The organism is Acinetobacter sp. BZX-2 (genome assembly GCF_055179795.1).
The window spans coordinates 1,482,192-1,501,107 of sequence record NZ_CM143686.1 but is presented as its reverse complement, the minus strand read 5'-3'; the positions used below and the strand labels follow the sequence as shown (position 1 = coordinate 1,501,107).

Genomic DNA, 18,916 nt, shown 5'->3' with positions numbered 1-18,916 from the left:
ATAAGCATAACATTGGCCGTGAGTGACTTAATATCATCTTATTTTACCAAGCTATTTTTGAATGCTTGAATAACTGATATAATCAACGCTGGTTCTTTTTAGATGTTTTGGGAACAAATTACATGAGCTCAGTACGCCAACAAAATTTTCTACTACGGAAAGAGAAAATTTTAGCCATGGCTGAAACACTTCTACTCGATAATACTCAAGATATTACCCTCAGCGAACTTGCTGAAGAACTGGATATTGCCAAAGGCACGATTTACAAACATTTTAAAAGTAAAAATCAACTTTACTTAGAACTCATTATTCAAAATGAGAAAAGATTACTTGATATTTCAAAATCTTATCAAAAAGACATTCAAACTTATGTATCTCAATACATGCTTTACAACATGCTGAATTCAAATAGAACTATCTTATTGCATGTAATTGAAGAACGTCTGACCAATAACGAAAGAAAACTCAATGATTTATTTGAAGAACTTTATCGCATTCGTGAAGAACGCATTTTAGAACTGAAAGATTTATTTGGCGCGCATTTAAAATCGCTGAATAGCATCATGTCGATTCGTGATTATTTATCTTATATTTGGACAGTGACTTACGGCGCATCTTTATTGCTCAATTCAACCTATTACCAAAAATCAATTGGTTCTCGTGAGCGTCTCATTAAGTTATACGTCAATCAAGCCTTAATGACCCCTGACAAACTCACCGATAACGAACAATTGGATTAAATAAATTAGGCGAAATATTGTGAAAACAATACCCACCGAATCCATTTTTGTTTTGCTAATTATTGCGGTAAATAACCTGAGTTCGGGATAAGATTATTCCCAACTATATGATACTCGGAAACGTCAGTCGCATTGTTCGAGGCCGAGCTACATTTGCAATGTACTGTTTTTGCAATATATTTGGTACTTGAAAATATCTGTCGAGTTGGCAACTGACAAATGGTTTTGCCTACTTTTCCCGAAAGAAAAGTAGGTCGAACCGAAGGTTAATCCTTTCATCTGACTTTAAACGATAAGACTCCGTTGTGCGTGATCTATCTTTTCAATAACTTACATCAGAGTTTATCCCGAACAGACGTTATAAATACATCTTTATATAAAGATCCTAAGCATAGATTTTTATTGATTCGGTTGTAATAACTGGCTCGGCAACGGCATTGAATTGACCTGACTAAAAATCTCATAACACATATGTCTTAACCATTGATGGCTGGTTTTATGATGACAAGACATGTGCCAATACTGCTTAATTGAATAAGTTGAGAATGAAATTGGTGCAGGTAAAATTTTCAAATTACCTCTCGATAATAAAACTTCACTCAAATAATAAGGCACAGTGGCAATAGAGTCAGTGTCTTGCACCACCAAACCCACACCCAAATAACTTGGAATACGCATCAGAATATTACGTTTTAAATCCAAATTTAATAATTCATTGGCAATATGGTAATGCCCAATACCTGCATCAATATCGATATGTGATTCACTCAAATACTGCTCAACCGTCATACTGTCATTACTCAGTCTTGGATGATCTTTGGATGCAATCACCACATAAAACTGCTCAAACAATTTTTGTTGATAAAAACCATTTTCCAAATGCGGTAAAAAACCAATTGCTAAATCAATTTCACCATTCGCCATTTGATAACTGGTTTCAGAGGTAATTGCTCTTACATTCAATTTCACATGCGGTGCATGTTGTTTTAAATATTGAGAAATTTTAGGTAAAAGCACCAAATGTGAGACATCGGTCATTGCTACAGTAAATTGTTGCTGCGATGCAGATTCATCAAAATCCACACTAAAATTATTGATAATTTCTACTTTACTTAACGCTTCACTGACCAAAGGATAGAGTTGTTTAGACAATTCCGTCGGCACCATTTCATTACCAATCCGTAAAAATAATGGATCGTTATAATGTGTGCGTATTTTCGTGAGAATATTACTGACTGTAGGTTGACTCATAGCCAAGTGATCCGCTGCAGCAGAAACACTTTTAAATTTATAGATATAGTAAAAAATACTGAGCAACTTACAATCTAACTCATACACGAAATATCATCTCACTGATTTTTTGAATTTAGCCCTATATATTCACCTTTTTTATGATTTTTTCCAATGTTTTAATGTACCGATTTTAAACAATCAAAATGACTTTTCTTAAATCGGTACATTAAGCACATATTTTGAATATAAATTGACTAGAATTTATAAGTATTCACAAGTGCTATTCTTGAACAAATAAATCGACCATCAATTCATCATCTGTATCTGCATAACGATATTCCGAGAAATCTGTTACACCCGATGCCTTGAGAATATCTTCATCAATCATCAAACGCCCTGTAATTGAACGTTTTTCACTGATTAAAATCTGATAAGCCGCATCCGCCATGATATTTGGTTTACGTGCTCGGCTAAATAATTGCTTTCCACCCAGTGAAAACTCAATCGCAGCAGTTGCAATAATCGTTCTTGGCCACAAAGAATTGACACTTATCCCATAATTCGCAAATTCTTGACTCATACCAATCGTCAGCATACTCATGCCATACTTGGTAATCGTATAAGGTGCATAACTAGCAAACCACTTCTCATCCAAATTCAATGGTGGAGATAAGTTTAAAATATGTGGGTTTTCACTTTTCTTCAAATAAGGCAATACAGCTTGGCTACATACCATAACTGCACGTGTATTGATTTGATACATCAAATCAAAACGATTCGGATCAAGCATTTCAACACCTGAAAGCTTAATTGCACCAGCATTGTTGATGAGAATATCAATCCCACCAAAATGTTCCGCAGCTTGTTGCATTGCTTGAGCAACTGCATGTTGGTCTCGAACATCCAGTTGAATTGCCAAAGCTTTACCACCAGCCTCTACAACTTCTTTCGCAACGGTAAAAATCGAACCGCCCAATTTTGGGTGTTCTTCTGTAGATTTGGCTGCAATCACAATGTTTGCACCATCTTGTGCTGCTTTAAGTGCAATCTCACGTCCGATCCCACGACTTGCACCTGTAATAAACAGTGTTTTACCTGCTAATGACATATATTCCCTCATTGTTTTTTATTGAGTTTATTCACAGTGCACTAATTTACAGCAAGTTAAATTACTTAAGATAGTGCAAGCGCCATTAATTTATATACTCATAAGTACAAAAATTAAATCACTGATTGACCAACCATTTTTTAAAGGCTATTTAAAATACCATCCAATACCAACAATCTATGTTACTGCATCATCTGAGAATGTTTGACTTATTACATTCTTGCAAATTCAAAAGATTTTTCTCATTCCTAACAGTTTCAGATAACTAGAATATTCTCAATCTTAGGTCTAATATAAACAGCAATTCATTGCTTTAGATGGCCTGATATGAGCTCTAATTTATTGGCTTTTGCTTTAATTTCATTAGGAATGGCGCTCACTCCCGGGCCAAATATGATTTACCTTATTTCAAGATCACTTTGCCAAGGTAAAAAAGCAGGATTCGTATCTTTAGGTGGTACAGCGTTGGGTTTCTTGTTTTATATGTTGTGTGCTGCATTTGGGATTACAGCACTATTAATGACCATTCCCTTGGCCTATGATGCACTCAAAATCGCAGGTGCAATCTATTTAATTTACTTGGCATGGAAAGCCATTCGTTCCTCGCACTCGCCATTTGAACTTGCCCATGTCCAAACGTATTCAAATACAAAATTATTTCTTATGGGGTTCTTAACCAATTTGCTCAATCCTAAAATTGCCATGATGTATTTGGCATTGCTCCCACAATTTATAAAACCTGATTCAGATGCAGTTTTATTACAAACCCTCACTTTAGGTATTGTGCAAATCATCATTAGTTTGCTGGTGAATTCATTGTTTATTATGACTGCCAGCTCATTTACACAACACTTGAATCGTCATGCTTTATGGCAAAAACTACAAAAATGGTTCATGGGTACGGTGTTTTTTGGGCTCGCCACCCAAATATTATTGAGTGCTCGTAAATAGGCTGTTCCGATAGACGATAAACCATAGCAAATAAAAAATGCCCCAAAATGGAGTATCTACTTTGGGGCACATAAACTGGGTATACATTAAACTTCTTGTGTAAGTCGAGTTATGACGAATATTTAATTTACAATGAAAGTTCCCTCTCCTTTTAAAAGGATGAGCGTTATTACGCGCAAGAGGGAGAAGATTTATATGATAAATCTCCCTCATATCTATTTATATATGCAATTACTTTGCCAACTTATTAATTCGATTTGCATAACCTGAATGCATCGAATGGTCTAATTTGGTTAATATACCATCATCACCCAACACTTGACGCGCACCTTTACGCATCCATTGTGGCATCATGCCATAAACACTATACACAGATTGCAAATAATCAGGCACTGCGATAAATAATCTCGGTTTAATTAAAGTGCTAACCACTGCATTCGCCACGTGTTGAGGTGTAACACTTGGAATCACTTTGGCAGCATGCTCAGTTCCTGCTGTAAGTTCAGTCAAAACCTTACTTGGCATAATTGCTGTAAATTCAATACCACTCTTTCTGAACTCACCTGCAACAGCTTCAGTTAATCCAACCACTGCAAATTTTGTACCTGAGTAAATCGCTGAACCTGGTAAAGCAAATCGCCCTGCCAATGATGCAATATTCACAATATGGCCTGTTTTATTTTTTAACAATTCAGGTATAGCCAATTGCATCCCGATCACCACGCCACGAAAATTAATATCAATTTGTGCATCTGCCAATGCTGGATCTTCATCTAAAAAAGCCCCCATCGGCATAATACCTGCATTATTTACCAAAGCATAAAGACTGCCATAGTGCTGAACTGTATTTTGAATAAATGTAGCAAAAGACTCACGATCACGAACATCGACTTTAAAAGCTTTAGCGCCAATTCGTTGAGCCTCTTTTTCAGCGAGTGCGAGATCAATATCACCTATACTCACTTTAGCACCTTGTGCAATTAAAGCTTCTGCCGTGGCAAGTCCTATCCCACGTGCAGCGCCTGTAATTGCAACGACTTTGCCTTTTAATTTTTGTTTTTTAAACATTTTCTATCCTTCTTCTGTATATCATTATCAAATAGAACATTGCGAATCACTCAGATTTACAGCAATTCAACATATTGATTTTCAGACTGTTTCAGCTTTTTCAACTTGAGGGTTATAGTCCACTAAATACTCATCTAAATTAAATTTCTTCATTTTTTCTTTTAATTTAAATGTCGTCCAAGGCCATGCTGTACTGTTACGACCATTACGATCGATAAAGTAACTCTGACATCCTCCTTTATTCCATACAGTTGACTGCAAAGCAGCCTGAACTTTCTGATTGAATTTTCGCGTAATCTCAGGATTAGGCTCAATGGTTTTAATCCCCAACTGCTCAGCCTGTTTTAGTGCATCCATAATGTACTCAAGCTGTGCTTCTATGATAATAAAAGCGGAAGAACTTACAGCGACATTAGGGCCAAACATCAAGAATCCATTCGGGCAATTCTCGACCATCGTTCCCATATAACCCTCTGGACTACCTTGCCATACGTCTGACATTTTTTGACCAAAACGGTTATAGACTCGATTAGCAATTGGTGGTTCAGCAATTTCAAAACCTGTCCCAAGGATAATAATATCGGCTTCACAACGCTCACCATTGCTCGCAATTAAAGTATGATCTTGAATTTCTACTAAGCCACTGGCAATCACATCTACATTTGTTTGCGCTAAGGCTGGGTACCAATTATTAGACTGAAGAATACGCTTACATCCAATAATAAAATCAGGGGTTAATTTACTGCGTAAAATAGGATCTTTAATATGCGTATTTAAATGCCATTGCGCTATTTTTTGGAATTGTTTCATCGCTGCTGGACTCTGAATTCCACCATTAATGGTCTCAAAAATGCCGTAAACTGAACCACGCATGAGTTGCTGAGTGAGGGGTAATGCTTTAAACATGGCACGCACAGGTGCAAATAGAGGAATATCTGACTTAGGCAAAATCCATTGTGCAGTACGTTGGAAAATGGTGAGTTGCTTAACATGTGGTTGAATTTGTGGAACAAACTGAATCGCCGAAGCACCAGTACCAATCACAGCGACACGTTTTCCTGTTAAATCAATATCATGCCGCCACTGCGAAGAATGAAAAATTTCACCTTTAAAACTTTCAATGCCTTTTACATTAGGCAATACAGGTTCATGCATTGGCCCACATGCAAGAATGGTAAATTGTGATCTCAATTCACCCTGTTTTGTTTGAATGATCCAACACTGCTCTACATCTGACCACTTGGCACCCAAAGCTTCATGGTTTAAACGTACATGTGGCATGATTTGATACTTATCCACCACATCAAATAAATATTGCTTAATTTCTTTTTGTTGTGCAAATACACGTGACCATGCAGAATTTTGTTCAAATGAATAAGAATATAAAGCCGATGGAACATCACATGCACATCCTGGGTAAGTATTTTCACGCCACACCCCACCCATTTCTGAAGCTTTTTCTAAAAGAATAAAATCTTCAATCCCCGCTTCTTTGAGTTTGATGGCTGCACCAAGTCCTGCAAACCCACCACCCACGATGATGACCTTATAAAAATCTTGAGCTTTACTGTTATTTTTGTGTTGTTTCATTTTGAAATCGCTTAGAATGTGAACAAGAGGAATACAATGTCAAAAACGGAATGACTTGTCAATTTCTATTGTTTGACAGTTCTCATTATTTTTGGTTTATTTTACTTATGAGTGAAAATACAAATTTAAGTCGTGCAGAACGACAACGCCTCCAGCTACAAGCGGATATTGTTGCAGCTGCTTTTTTAGAATTCTCAAATCGCGGTTATCATCAAACTGCGATTTCAGATATTGCTCAACGCTTAGGTATTGGGCATGGTACTTTTTATCGTCATTTCGAAAATAAACGCGATATTCTTCAGCACGTTATTTCTGAAACACTGCAAAAAATCATGGCGTTATTGACTGGTGAAAATGCACCACAAGCCTTTAATAATATTGATGAATACCGTGAACAATGTCAGCGTATTTCCGAACGGTTAAGAAACTTTGCCCAAGAAAACCCACTCACTTTAAAACTACTACTCTTGGAAGCAACCTCTATCGATACGGAAATGACTAAATTTGTTCAAAATTTAATGCAAATGGCGGGTGTGATCACTGCAAATTATTTAAAACACGGTGTCGAATTAAAGATTTTTAGAGCTGATTTAGATTGTGAAAATACAGGACACAATATTATTGGCATGATCATCAATGGCGCTTTACGATTTTTAGCCAATCCGAGTGATCTTACAGGTTTAGAAAAATATGGTGATTCAATTATTGATTTGATTGTTGCAGGGATGCGGAAAGCTTAAATTTTATTATCTCTCAGGTTAAATCCTGAATAAGCTAAGTATTCTTTTTGCTGTTTAAATCCTGTTCTCTATACAACTTCAAAGCCTCAATTTCACTATAAAGCAGTTGTTGTAATTCATCTCGAAACGCAACCATATCTTCCATTGTTTTAATTTGATTAATGGATAAACGTGGCATAAATTTAAAATAGAAAGGAATTCGTTTAGGGATAATATGGCTAGGAATGGAAGGAATAACATCGCCCTGCCTTAAAAAAGAACCTATTTTAGGATTAGACAATATTTTATTAAACCATTTCTGCCTCAACAAAACATTGGCATCAAAACCTAAATCAAAAACCTCATCCCCACCTAAAGCCACAAAAGGTGCAATGTCATAACCAAATTCTTGCGCCAATTTCAAAAAACCGAAACGTTGCTTCCAGATCAGTTGGTACGCCTCACCTTTGCGTTTAATCACTTCACGACCGCCACCTGGGAAAACTAGAATTGAGTAGCCTTGTCGCATGGCTTCTTTAGCATACTCTTGAACGCCATCGACCCCGCCTACGCGTTTTACCACTTCTTTCCAAACGGGGATGTGAAAATGCATATGATCCGCCAAACTGACCACGGCAATCTTATGCTGAGTAAATAAGTAATCAATCAAAATAGGTGAATCTAAAACACCATAAATAGTGTGATTTCCTACATACATTGCAGGTTTATTTGTAATAATATTTTCAGTTCCCAAAAAGGTTGGGCGAAAATAAAAGCGTTGCAAACTACTGATCAATCGAATCAATTTCGAATTGTGTCGTATTTGCAACGCTTTTTCAGTCATGCTGTATCTCTACAAACTCAATTTAAGACTTAAGCAACATGTTTTTGAACAAGGATTGAACCAACTGAATAACCTGCTCCAAAAGAACAAAGCACGCCATATTCACCCTCATTCACTTGATCAGCTGTACGATGTAAAGCGATGATTACACCTGCTGAAGACGTATTGGCAAACTCATCTAAAATAATCGGAACTAAATCGGGATCAGCTTCAGCAGCTTCTTTACCGACGATTAATCTTAAAATCAATTCGTTCATATTGGCATTGGCTTGATGTAACCAAAAACGTTTTACATTTTCAGGCTGAATGCTGTTCTTTTCCAATTGAGTTGAAATAATTTTAGCCACCAACGGACAAACTTCTTTAAAGACTTTACGTCCATCTTGACGGAACTGTTTGTCATCACGTGAAGTTAATTCAGAACCATTTAAAAAACCGAAATTATTACGAATATTATTTGAGAATTGCGTAAATAAGCTGGTATCTAAAATTTCAAAACCTGTTTTAGCGTCGGTTTCTTCAATGATTGAAGCCGTTGCAACATCACCAAAGATAAAGTGACAGTCACGTGAACGATAGTCGGTATGACCCGATGTAATTTCTACATTGACCAACAACACACGACGTGCGCCAGTTTTCACAGCATCATAAGCTTGCTTTAAACCAAATGTTGCTGCTGAGCATGCCACATTCATATCATATGCATAACCTTGAATGCCTAATGCCGTTTGGATTTCAATGGCTACTGCAGGATAAGCACGCTGTAAATTTGAACATGCAAGAATAACAACATCGATATCTTCAGCAGTCACACCAGCATTTTCCATCGCTTGCTTAGCGGCAATCACACCCCACTCCGCTTGGATTGAAAGCTCTTCATCAGAACGCTCAGCTAAACGAGGACGTAAACGATTGATGTCTAATGCACCTGATTTTTCAACAACATAACGGCGCTTTACACCAGATGCTTTTTCAATAAATTCTGCACTAGAGCCACGACGTGCAACAACTTCACCTGCTGCAATTTGTTCAGCATTTTCGCTGTTAAACTGTTCCGCATAAGCATTTAAACTTTCTACCAATTCTTCATTGGTAATCACTTCTTCAGGATGGTATAGACCTGTACCTGTAATACGGATGCCCATGCAAAACTCCTTTTTTAATCTCTAAAACTCAAATTACCACTATTTTAACTGATTCCGAGCTTTTCCCATACCTTTTGTATTCGAGTTGGGGAAATAGGCATCTTGGTTTTCATCGGTTGAGAGAATAAAGAAATTCTTAACTCTTCCACCATGAAATATACATCCTTCAAACGCGTATCATTTTTAAACTTAAATAGCTTTTCCATCCACGGATCAACATCTTTGATCGCAGCATCATCTCGATTAAGATTATTCGGCAAACGATCCAAACGCAAGATTAAAGCTTTCAAATATCGTGGATATTCTTGCCAAATATCTGCTGATTTTGAATAAACAAAATTAGATAAATTCATCAAATCAAGTTGATCTTCAATATCATCCATATTTTTGCCAAATACATCTTGATCTAACATCAACAAATGTTGGCGAATTTCCTGCCATTGAATATAAATTTCGCTAATTAGCTTTAATGCTTCTTGACCATGACTAAGAAATGACTTTTTAACATCTTGACTTAATTTTGAAAACTCGTCTGCATTAATCGGTAAATCTTTGATTGCCATTTGTAAAGTTGCATAAATCAACATTTGCTCAAGTTGAGCCTTATCACCCAAAGGTGAATAGGCTAAAGCCAAAGGTTTCGAAATCTGTTTCTTTAACTGACGAATCAAATCGCCTAATTGCAGATGAATAAGACGAATAATCCCTTCTCGATGCTGTTTAATCGCTTCGTTTTGATCATTAAACGTTTGAATCACGATCCCAGATTCATCTTTAGCATCAAGCTTTGCAAAAGCTTTAGTCGGTACAAGTGCTTGATACTGCTTAACCACAACACCTGTGACTTTTTGTGAGGCTTCAAATACAAACTGATCAGGGAATACGTTAAATTCACCTTTTAACTGCTTCACAGGACTATGCGTTTCTGTACGGCAACGTGCTTTCAACTCATCTAAATGGCGTCCTTTTTCAATAACACGACCTTTTTCATCAATGACTTTGATAAAAGGAACAAGATATTGATCAATACGTTCAAAAGAAAAATCTTTAACCGTGATTTGCTCACCACGCAATTGGAAAGCCAAAAACTCAAAAATATGGGCTTGCAAATGTTGTGCATCAATAAGCTTCATTAATTTTTTAGCAGTATCAGGAATAGGAACTAAATTACGACGCTTATCTTTGGGTAAAGATTTCAACAATGCTTCGATTAAATCTAGTCGCCAGCCTGGAATACCCCATGACCAAATATTTTCATCTACTTGTGGCAAGGCTTGCACAGGAATTTTAACCGTTGCACCATCTTCATCATGACTTGGATCAAAACGGTAACTTGCAGCTAAGCGTAATTGATGATTATGTAAATAATCTGGAAATTGCTGTGTGGTTGGACGATCATTCATCCATAAAGCATCATCATCTACAAATAAATAACGCGGATTTTTAGGTTCAACTGTAGCAAGCCAATCCTCAAAAGTTCGACGACTTGCGATTTCTTTTGGTACTTTTGCAGCATAAAACTGATAAATCGTTTCTTCATCGACCACTAAATCACGACGACGTAATTTATCTTCAACACGTTCTACTTCTTCAAGTTTTAACAGATTATGTTTTAAAAATGCTGGATTTGTCCCTAAATTCCCCGTGGTTAAAGCATCACGTAGGAAAATCTCATGTGCAGCCGCTTGATCGACTTTTTCAAAATTTGTAGCGCGCTTCGGCTCAATGATCAAACCAAATAAAGAAATCTGATCATAAGCATTCACCACACCCGGCTTTTTCGCCCAATGTGGTTCAAAATAATGATGTTTCAATAAATTTGGTGCAGCAAGTAAAATCCATTCAGGCTCAATTTTGGCTAAAGTCCGTAAATAAACCTGAGACGTTTCCACCATTTCAAATGCCATGACCCATGGTGTATTGGTTTTATGCAATGTTGATGCTGGGAAAATACGTGCTTTTTGCTGTCGCACTGCCATGAAAATGTTTCGTTCATCGGTTTTATTGGCAATGAATGACAACAATCCCGTTAACAAAGCACGATGCAGATTTTCATAACTTGCCGTTTTGGTATTAAATGAAAGCTTTAAACCTTGTGCTAAATCAAGCAATTGTTCATGCGTTTTTTTCCATTCACGCAAACGCAACCAACTTAAGAAATGTTGCTTAGCAAAATTGCGACGTTTACTCTCACTTAAATTTTCACGGTTTTCTGTCAAAGTATTCCATAGTTTGATATAGAACAAAAAGTCTGAATCAGCTTCTTTAAATAATGCATGTTTCTGATCAGCTTGCATTTGCTTATCAGCAGGACGTTCACGAGGGTCTTGCACCGCCAAAGCAGCAACAATAATAAGAACCTCATTCAACACCCCAAAATGCGCCCCACCCAGAATCATTCGAGCAAGCCTTGGATCAATTGGCATTTTAGCCATCTGTTGTCCAATTTTGGTTAGGCCGTTAGTTTGCTGTCCTGCCTTTTTCGTTGAGGATTGAGGGGGATTTTGCTCTTTAACACGATCTAAACCTGCCCTAACCCCTCTTTGAGAAAGAGGAGAACTTTGTTCTTGCAAAACCGTACTCCCCCCTTTAACAAAGGGGGATTGAGGGGGATTTGAATTTTGTACATCGTCAATCGCCCCCAATTCAATCAACAGCTTCCGACCATCATTAACCAAACGATGATCAGGTGGTTCAATAAAATCAAAAGATTCAACAGAACCTAAACCTAAACTTTGCATTTGCAAAATAACAGATGCCAAATTGGTTCGTTTAATTTCGGGTTCGGTAAACTCAGGACGACTTTGAAAATCTTCTTCACTGTATAAACGAATACAGACACCTGGTGCGATACGACCACAACGACCTTTCCGTTGATTGGCTGCTGCTTGAGAAATTGCTTCAATGGGTAAACGTTGTACACGTGAACGATAGTTATAACGTGAAATACGTGCAAAACCACTATCGATCACATAGCGAATATTGGGAACAGTAAGCGCAGTTTCTGCCACGTTTGTCGCAATAATAATCCGTCGTCCACCACCTGATGGATTAAAGATTTTTTGTTGTTCTGCTAAAGCTAAACGTGCATACAACGGTAAAATTTGCGTATGTTTAGGGCCAAATTTCTGTAATGTTTCTTGTAATTCTCGAATCTCTTGTTCGGTACTTGAGAAAATTAAAATATCGGCATGCTCAGGATGCCCTTTACTTTCAGCATCACGAAAACATTCTTCTACAGCCTGTACAACTGCACGAGGTAAATTCTCTTCAAAATCATCGAAGTCATCATCGTCACTGCCCCCAATGGTCATCTCTGAAATAGGGTTATAACGGACTTCTACAGGGAAACTTCGCCCTTCAACTTCAAAAATAGGCGCGTTATTAAAATATTGACTAAAACGATTTACATCCAACGTTGCCGAAGTGATGATAATTTTCAAATCGGGGCGCTTTTTGACTAACTGCTTTAAATACCCCATGATGAAATCAATATTCAATGAACGCTCATGCGCTTCATCGATAATGATCGTGTCATATTTATTTAGATAACGATCATTAGACAGCTCAGCAAGTAAAATACCGTCCGTCATTAACCGAACAATAGAATCATTAGAACCTTGTTCATTAAAACGAACTTTAAAACCAATTGACTCCCCCAGCTTCTCACCAACTTCTTCAGCAATACGTTGTGAAACGCTTCGTGCCGCGAGACGTCGAGGCTGAGTATGACCAATCATTCCAGTCAAACCACGTCCTGCAAGCATTGCAATCTGAGGAAGCTGTGTGGTTTTACCAGAACCTGTTTCGCCTGCAACAATGATAATTTGATGCTTTTGAATTGCTGCAATCAATTGATCGGCATATTGTGTTACAGGTAAATCTTGATTGAGTTTTATATTGGGAAGACGTGCTATACGTTCACGTACTTTGTTATTCGACTGATCAAATAATTTTTGGAATTGTTCAGGATTTGCATCTTTGCCCTTTTTAAGTCGACTTAAACGATGGCGATCTCGAACCATAACCAATTGATCGACATTTAAATCACTTAACACAGAGGCACTATCCTAATACTCAAATTGAACTGGCTATTTTACGCTGTAAACCCAATGAGAGATAGTCTATTCCGTATGAATTCATTCACGTTATAAAAATAGTCTTTAAAGTAAAAACAAAAATTAATGCTCCATTTTGAATACTAAATAGCGATGAAATGATTATTTTCCTAATGTGAATAAGAAATATGCAAAAACACACAATGCTTCTTATATGCACATATTCTATACATTGAAATATTTTTTATATCTTTTTTCGAAAAGAGACTTGAAATCAAAGCCAAGAAGCATCATGTTTGTAGCAGATTCAGAAAGCATGGCTTCTGTCATTGAATCATCACATTTAAACGGCATAAATAAACAATGCCTGTGATGTCACAATACCGAAGAACCGTCATTGGTGAAAAGCATTTGAATCTGGTTAAATTCAATTTTCCGATTTTAGCTATGAAAAAATACTATTTCACCAATAACAAAAAATTGACTATGATCCTTTACATATTAGAAACGCACCTCAATCATGGAGATAATGATGAGCTTAATTAATACTGAAGTTAAACCATTCAAAGCACAAGCTTTCCAAAACGGTCAATTCATTGAAGTTACTGAAGCTGACTTAAAAGGTAAATGGTCTGTAGTTTTCTTCTATCCAGCTGACTTCACTTTCGTTTGTCCAACTGAACTTGGTGACCTTGCTGACAACTATGCTGAATTCAAAAAATTAGGCGTTGAAATCTACTCAGTTTCTACTGATACACACTTCACTCACAAAGCTTGGCATGATTCTTCTGACGAAATCAAAAAAATTGAATACGTAATGGTTGGTGACCCAACTTGGACACTTTCTAAAAACTTTGAAGTTTTAATTGAAGCTGCTGGTCTTGCAGATCGTGGTACTTTCGTTATCGATCCAGAAGGTAAAATCCAAATCATCGAAATCAATGCTGGTGGTATTGGTCGTGATGCTTCTGAACTTCTTCGTAAAGTTAAAGCGGCTCAATATGTACATGCTCACCCAGGTGAAGTTTGCCCTGCTAAATGGAAAGAAGGCGATGCAACTTTAGCTCCTTCTATCGATCTAGTTGGTAAAATCTAAGTTTATAATTCAATTTATAATTTAGATTGAGCAATAAAAAACCACGTTGTATAACGTGGTTTTTTTATTGCTACTCTTACCTAAGATTTTTATCTAAGCACTTTTCTTAGACCAATACATATAAATAAATAACGTTAAAACAATCAAAGTAAAACTTGATAAATATAAAACATACTGGTGTGCACTTAAAAACGCTTCATTCGCCATCGCACGAATGACTAGACCGTTATCTATTTCAACTGTTGACAATAACTGAACTGTTTCACCAATTGAACTCTTTGCTAAATCAAAGTTTTCAGTCGACATAAATGATTGAAATTGAATATTCTTGCTATAAAAATACGAGACCAATAACCCAAATATTGCGACACCAAAGCCCGTTCCCAACTCATAAGCCATACCCTCAATCGAGCCTGCAGCTGTTGCTTTTTCAACTGGGCTGCTAGAAATAATCGCAGATGTTGATGCAAGAAAAGTTGCCTCAACCCAAAATCCAAGCATAATCATCCAAAACCAAGCCTGATATTGTTGATGGGTAAAATTGGTTTGAGCTAACCCGATCAAAGAAATTGCACACAGAGTTAAACCGATAATACTCACCCAACGCACACCGAGACGATTAATTAAAAAGCTTGCAAAAAAACCACTTAAACTGACTGCAACCATGAAAGGTAAAATAAATAACCCTGCTTGTAATGGAGAAAAGCCATGTACATATTGCAATTCTTGAGCGATCAACAATTCAAATCCGACCAATGCAATCATGGTAAATATTGAAACCGTAAAACCAACTTTAACCGCTTTATACTGAAATAAACTTAAATCAATCAGTGGCTGCACTTGCTCCTTTTGCTTTCGAAGAAAATACAAACCAATACATAAACCGAGTATCGCAGTAACAGCAACCGAAAAATCAAACTGTTTCATTCCTGTTTTTAAAGCATAAACGATCAATAAAATTGAACTGGTTAAATAAAGTGCATCTACTACATTAATCTTTTTATTTTTATTCATCGGTTGGTCAGGCAATACATAATGACCTGCAATTAAAACACCAAGAATAATGGGGATATTAATTAAGAAAATGCTTCCCCAATGAAAATGCTCTAACAACGCACCACTGACTAAAGGGCCAAATGCTGCCCCACCGCCACCTGCAACAACCCATAGTCCGAGTGCAAAGTTTCGTTTCTTTTCATCAAGGAAAGTATTTCTAAGCCCAGCCAAAGTCGCTGGAATAATCATGGAGGCACCAAAAGCAAGAATGATTCGGGCAAAAATCAACATATTGGCTGATGTAGATAATGCCGCAACGATAGAGCTAAAACCGAAAATTAAACCACCCAATAACATGAGTCGCTTATAACCAATTCGCTCTCCCAATGCCCCCATAGGTAGAATTAAGCCAACCATCATCAAAGAATAAACATCAATGACCCAGAGCATCTGATTATTGCTGAGTTGTAATTCCTGATTTAAAGTGGGAATAGCCACATGTAGCACTGTGGCATCGATTGAAACTGGCAAATAAATTAGCACGATGATTGCTAAAATATACCACTGACGTAACATAGGAATGAATTGCCTTGATATTTGGACATGTGTTCAAATTATAGCACCTACAATTGAACACATGTTCAATTTAATATTTGGTTTTGTAAAAATGAGTTACTTAAATAAAGCTGAACGCAAATCTCAAATTATGAAATTTGCAAAAGAAATTGTTCTAAATGAAGGATTAAATACCTTAACTGTCAGACATCTCGCACATACTGCTTCGATCTCTACGGGACAAATTCATCATCATTTTGGATCAATTTCAGAATTAAAAGCTGAAGTTTTTCTAGAACTGGTACGATTTAATCTTGATTTGAGTCAAGCAAAACAAACATTAAGTTGCTCAGAACTTTTAATATACGTGCTTGGTTTTGAAGAAAGTGCAGAAGAACAGTCCTATCTCAAACTTTGGAATGATGCAGAAAATTCAATTGATACAGACACAGTATTAAAAATGGCCTATCAAGAAGCCATTCAATTGTGGCATCAAGCCATCATAGAAGTACTAGAATTCGGGCTTTCAACTGGAGTTTACCGATTCGACTTAGACAAAATTCAAGATATTGCTTGGCGGCTCATTGCGATTTCCTTCGGACTAGAAACACTCTATAACCTAGAAATCGCTGGGATCGGAACAGACTTCTTCTACAAACACCTGAATGTGATCATTCAGAATGAAATTGGATAGTCAATTTATTTACAAATTTGCTATACATACAGCGACAATATTGGATTAATTTCAGAATATAGAGAGTATATATCTCTATGAAATTAATTAAAAAATTAAGGGGTTGCTTATGGGATCAATGATTACCGTGACTTCTTGGAAGTACAATGCGTCATCACGATATTTAAAAATTTTTTATAATAATGGTTATGGCGAGTTGTACCATCCTGTGCCTGCATTTATCTATAACAATTTACTTCGGTGTAGTGATAAAACCGCCTTCGTACATAAATATTTAGAGTATGATTTACACTTTAAACGAATTTCAATCCAACTCAACCTTTGAAATTAAACTTTAGAATTTCATGCTGTATTTTGAATACGCTATTTATAGGGAGTCAGTAACTCCCTATATGTCTAAAACTTATATGGCAATTCATCGTCAATTAATCATTCTTAAAGGTCACGATAAATAAGCCAGCACCTATCGGCAATGTTGTGGTCATAAAGCGTGAATCTTGTTTAATTACATTGATCAAACTTTTCACTTCAGCAGCATGTGAAATAACATTATCGACAATAAGTACCCCACCTTTTTCTTGAATCATATGCTGTAAATAGGTCCAATAATTCAAATATGCATCTCTTTCAGCATCAAGCAAAATAAAATCGTATTTTTCCTGATTTTTTTCTAAAAAATGTTGCGCATCACCCACCCAAAAATCAATAACATCATCAACTTGTAGCTCTTGAGCATAATGCTTCGCTTGTGCAGTTCGCTTTTCATCTATCTCCAATGTTGTAACTCTCGCACCCGTCACTTGGGCGGCATCCGCTAACCATAACGTTGAATAACCCGTTGATGTTCCTATTTCTAAAATCTTCTTAGATTGTTGAATTCTAACTTGCATAGCAAGAAATAAAGCAGATTCAGGTTCAATATTGCGGTATCTATTGATTCGATTACACTGTGTTGCATCAAATTTTATAAAGGATTGATATAGTTCATTTAATCTTTGTAGGAATGGGTTACTTAAACTCATATTTAGATCATCCTCATCTCTTTCATCATTATTATTTCAATACTTTAGGTCATTGTCGTGACAATAAATAGATTTATCATTAGGTATAATTTAAAGCAATGTTTATCCTTCTCTTTCAATACCTTTTCAGCAAAACCAACACGATTGAATACATTTTTATTTTCAAAAGTGCTTGATTAATACACTGAAAAGGCTTTGATCATCACATCATTTAGAAACTCATATTTACTTTTAAATTAAACGCTGTGTAAAAACTCAAATCTAGATTTCATTTGACCATCTTCTAATTGAACTTGTTCTATAAACATTTCATATGGTCTTACCCATATTGAATAATCATTATATAAACACTGATAAACAACCAATTTCTCTGATGTTTCACTATGTGTAGCAACATTTAAAACTTGGTATAAATTACCTTTATAATGTTTATAAATTCCTGCTTGCAACATTTTCCAAATACCGTAAAAAATACACTTATCCAGTTATACATGATCTGCCATAAAAAAACTCGTCCGAAGACGAGTTTTTATGATTTTTCTTATTTAGAATTAAGAAAAATCTAATTCTTTTTCAAATCCTTTCAACTCATGACGAGCCATTGCTAAGTTTGATTTAGAACGGTCTAACACAAGGTAAAGGAATAGGTTTTCATTTGAATCCAATGGACGGATTAAATGATATTGCTTACCTAGCGTAATTAAAATATCTTCAATTACGTCATCTAGTTTCAAAGCTTTTGCTACTTTACGTTTAGCACGAACAACTTCAGTGTTACCTGCAGCTGCTAATTCCAAATCCATACCAGTTCCAGCTGTCGCTAAAGATAAACCGCTTTCGCTGTCTACTAAAGCTGCACAAACAAAACCGTCGATATCTGTTAATTGATCTAGTGTGATACGAGCCATGGGATTCCCCGCTTAGTGTTTAACATTGTTGTTGATTTTAGTAAGTCCAATAAATTCTTCTTTACTAAAATGATGTTCCATTTAGTTAAAAATAGAATCCTTAACTAAAATTAATAAAATGAGTATTCTTTTAATTGAATACATATTTTAATTTTACTCAATAATCAATTTTAATTAATTATATTCTAT

17 protein-coding genes are annotated in these 18,916 nt (G+C 36.2%); 6 read left to right on the top strand and 11 right to left on the bottom strand.

From position 1 onward, the window contains the following. Positions 1–122: 122 nt before the first annotated feature. Positions 123–740 (top strand): TetR/AcrR family transcriptional regulator, encoded by a 618-nt coding sequence (locus tag ACY45D_RS07025; RefSeq protein WP_463109041.1) that lies wholly within the window; start codon positions 123–125, stop codon positions 738–740. A gap of 399 nt (positions 741–1,139) precedes the next feature. On the opposite strand, the gene ACY45D_RS07020 is transcribed toward ACY45D_RS07025, so the two are convergent. Then, positions 1,140–2,078 carry a LysR family transcriptional regulator gene (locus ACY45D_RS07020; RefSeq protein ID WP_463109040.1) on the bottom strand — a complete coding sequence of 313 codons (939 nt, stop codon included), beginning with the start codon at positions 2,076–2,078 and terminating at the stop codon, positions 1,140–1,142. Positions 2,079–2,253: 175 nt separating this feature from the next. After that, positions 2,254–3,081: an SDR family oxidoreductase gene (locus ACY45D_RS07015; protein ID WP_463109039.1), complete on the bottom strand. Its 828-nt coding sequence runs from the start codon at positions 3,079–3,081 to the stop codon at positions 2,254–2,256. 327 nt (positions 3,082–3,408) lie between these two features. Between ACY45D_RS07015 and ACY45D_RS07010 the strand changes: the two genes are divergently transcribed. Beyond that, the gene (locus ACY45D_RS07010; RefSeq protein ID WP_463109038.1) at positions 3,409–4,032 is read left to right on the top strand and encodes a LysE family translocator; all 624 of its coding nucleotides are present in this window, start codon (positions 3,409–3,411) and stop codon (positions 4,030–4,032) included. A gap of 231 nt (positions 4,033–4,263) precedes the next feature. Here ACY45D_RS07010 and ACY45D_RS07005 read toward each other — a convergent pair whose 3' ends face one another. Further along, the gene (locus ACY45D_RS07005) at positions 4,264–5,100 is read right to left on the bottom strand and encodes an SDR family oxidoreductase (protein WP_463109037.1); all 837 of its coding nucleotides are present in this window, start codon (positions 5,098–5,100) and stop codon (positions 4,264–4,266) included. An 81-nt stretch (positions 5,101–5,181) separates the two neighbouring features. Continuing rightward, complete coding sequence (locus ACY45D_RS07000) at positions 5,182–6,690, bottom strand: flavin-containing monooxygenase (RefSeq protein ID WP_463109036.1); 1,509 nt, start codon at positions 6,688–6,690, stop codon at positions 5,182–5,184. 107 nt (positions 6,691–6,797) lie between these two features. Between ACY45D_RS07000 and ACY45D_RS06995 the strand changes: the two genes are divergently transcribed. Further along, positions 6,798–7,430: a TetR/AcrR family transcriptional regulator gene (locus ACY45D_RS06995; RefSeq protein WP_463109035.1), complete on the top strand. Its 633-nt coding sequence runs from the start codon at positions 6,798–6,800 to the stop codon at positions 7,428–7,430. A 34-nt stretch (positions 7,431–7,464) separates the two neighbouring features. On the opposite strand, the gene ACY45D_RS06990 is transcribed toward ACY45D_RS06995, so the two are convergent. Genes ACY45D_RS06990 through ACY45D_RS06980 form a run of 3 tightly spaced genes read right to left on the bottom strand, consistent with a single transcriptional unit; the run spans position 7,465 to position 13,456 of the window. After that, entirely contained in the window at positions 7,465–8,253 is a 789-nt protein-coding gene (locus ACY45D_RS06990; protein ID WP_463109034.1) for a lysophospholipid acyltransferase family protein, read from the bottom strand. Positions 8,254–8,282: 29 nt separating this feature from the next. Next, complete coding sequence (locus ACY45D_RS06985; protein ID WP_463109033.1) at positions 8,283–9,398, bottom strand: beta-ketoacyl-ACP synthase III; 1,116 nt, start codon at positions 9,396–9,398, stop codon at positions 8,283–8,285. A 44-nt stretch (positions 9,399–9,442) separates the two neighbouring features. Next, positions 9,443–13,456, bottom strand: a complete 4,014-nt coding sequence (locus tag ACY45D_RS06980) for a DUF3418 domain-containing protein (protein ID WP_463109032.1) — start codon at positions 13,454–13,456, stop codon at positions 9,443–9,445. 532 nt (positions 13,457–13,988) lie between these two features. Between ACY45D_RS06980 and ahpC the strand changes: the two genes are divergently transcribed. Then, on the top strand, positions 13,989–14,552 hold the full coding sequence (ahpC, locus tag ACY45D_RS06975) for an alkyl hydroperoxide reductase subunit C (protein ID WP_463109031.1): 564 nt from the start codon (positions 13,989–13,991) through the stop codon (positions 14,550–14,552). Between the two features lie 93 nt (positions 14,553–14,645). On the opposite strand, the gene ACY45D_RS06970 is transcribed toward ahpC, so the two are convergent. Then, positions 14,646–16,124: an MFS transporter gene (locus ACY45D_RS06970; RefSeq protein ID WP_463109030.1), complete on the bottom strand. Its 1,479-nt coding sequence runs from the start codon at positions 16,122–16,124 to the stop codon at positions 14,646–14,648. A 91-nt stretch (positions 16,125–16,215) separates the two neighbouring features. Between ACY45D_RS06970 and ACY45D_RS06965 the strand changes: the two genes are divergently transcribed. Together ACY45D_RS06965 and ACY45D_RS06960 are read left to right on the top strand one after the other, a co-directional pair. Beyond that, a complete protein-coding gene (locus ACY45D_RS06965; protein ID WP_463109029.1) occupies positions 16,216–16,797 on the top strand; it encodes a TetR family transcriptional regulator in 582 nt (193 codons plus the stop codon). A gap of 109 nt (positions 16,798–16,906) precedes the next feature. Continuing rightward, positions 16,907–17,122, top strand: coding sequence for a KTSC domain-containing protein (locus tag ACY45D_RS06960; protein WP_463109028.1), 216 nt, complete (start codon positions 16,907–16,909; stop codon positions 17,120–17,122). A 100-nt stretch (positions 17,123–17,222) separates the two neighbouring features. Here ACY45D_RS06960 and ACY45D_RS06955 read toward each other — a convergent pair whose 3' ends face one another. The 3 genes from ACY45D_RS06955 to ACY45D_RS06945 form a co-directional block, all read right to left on the bottom strand. After that, positions 17,223–17,819 (bottom strand): O-methyltransferase, encoded by a 597-nt coding sequence (locus ACY45D_RS06955; RefSeq protein WP_463109027.1) that lies wholly within the window; start codon positions 17,817–17,819, stop codon positions 17,223–17,225. 236 nt (positions 17,820–18,055) lie between these two features. Next, positions 18,056–18,271 (bottom strand): DUF1653 domain-containing protein, encoded by a 216-nt coding sequence (locus tag ACY45D_RS06950; protein ID WP_463109026.1) that lies wholly within the window; start codon positions 18,269–18,271, stop codon positions 18,056–18,058. A 99-nt stretch (positions 18,272–18,370) separates the two neighbouring features. Beyond that, entirely contained in the window at positions 18,371–18,727 is a 357-nt protein-coding gene (locus ACY45D_RS06945; protein WP_089603507.1) for a roadblock/LC7 domain-containing protein, read from the bottom strand. Positions 18,728–18,916: the final 189 nt, after the last annotated feature.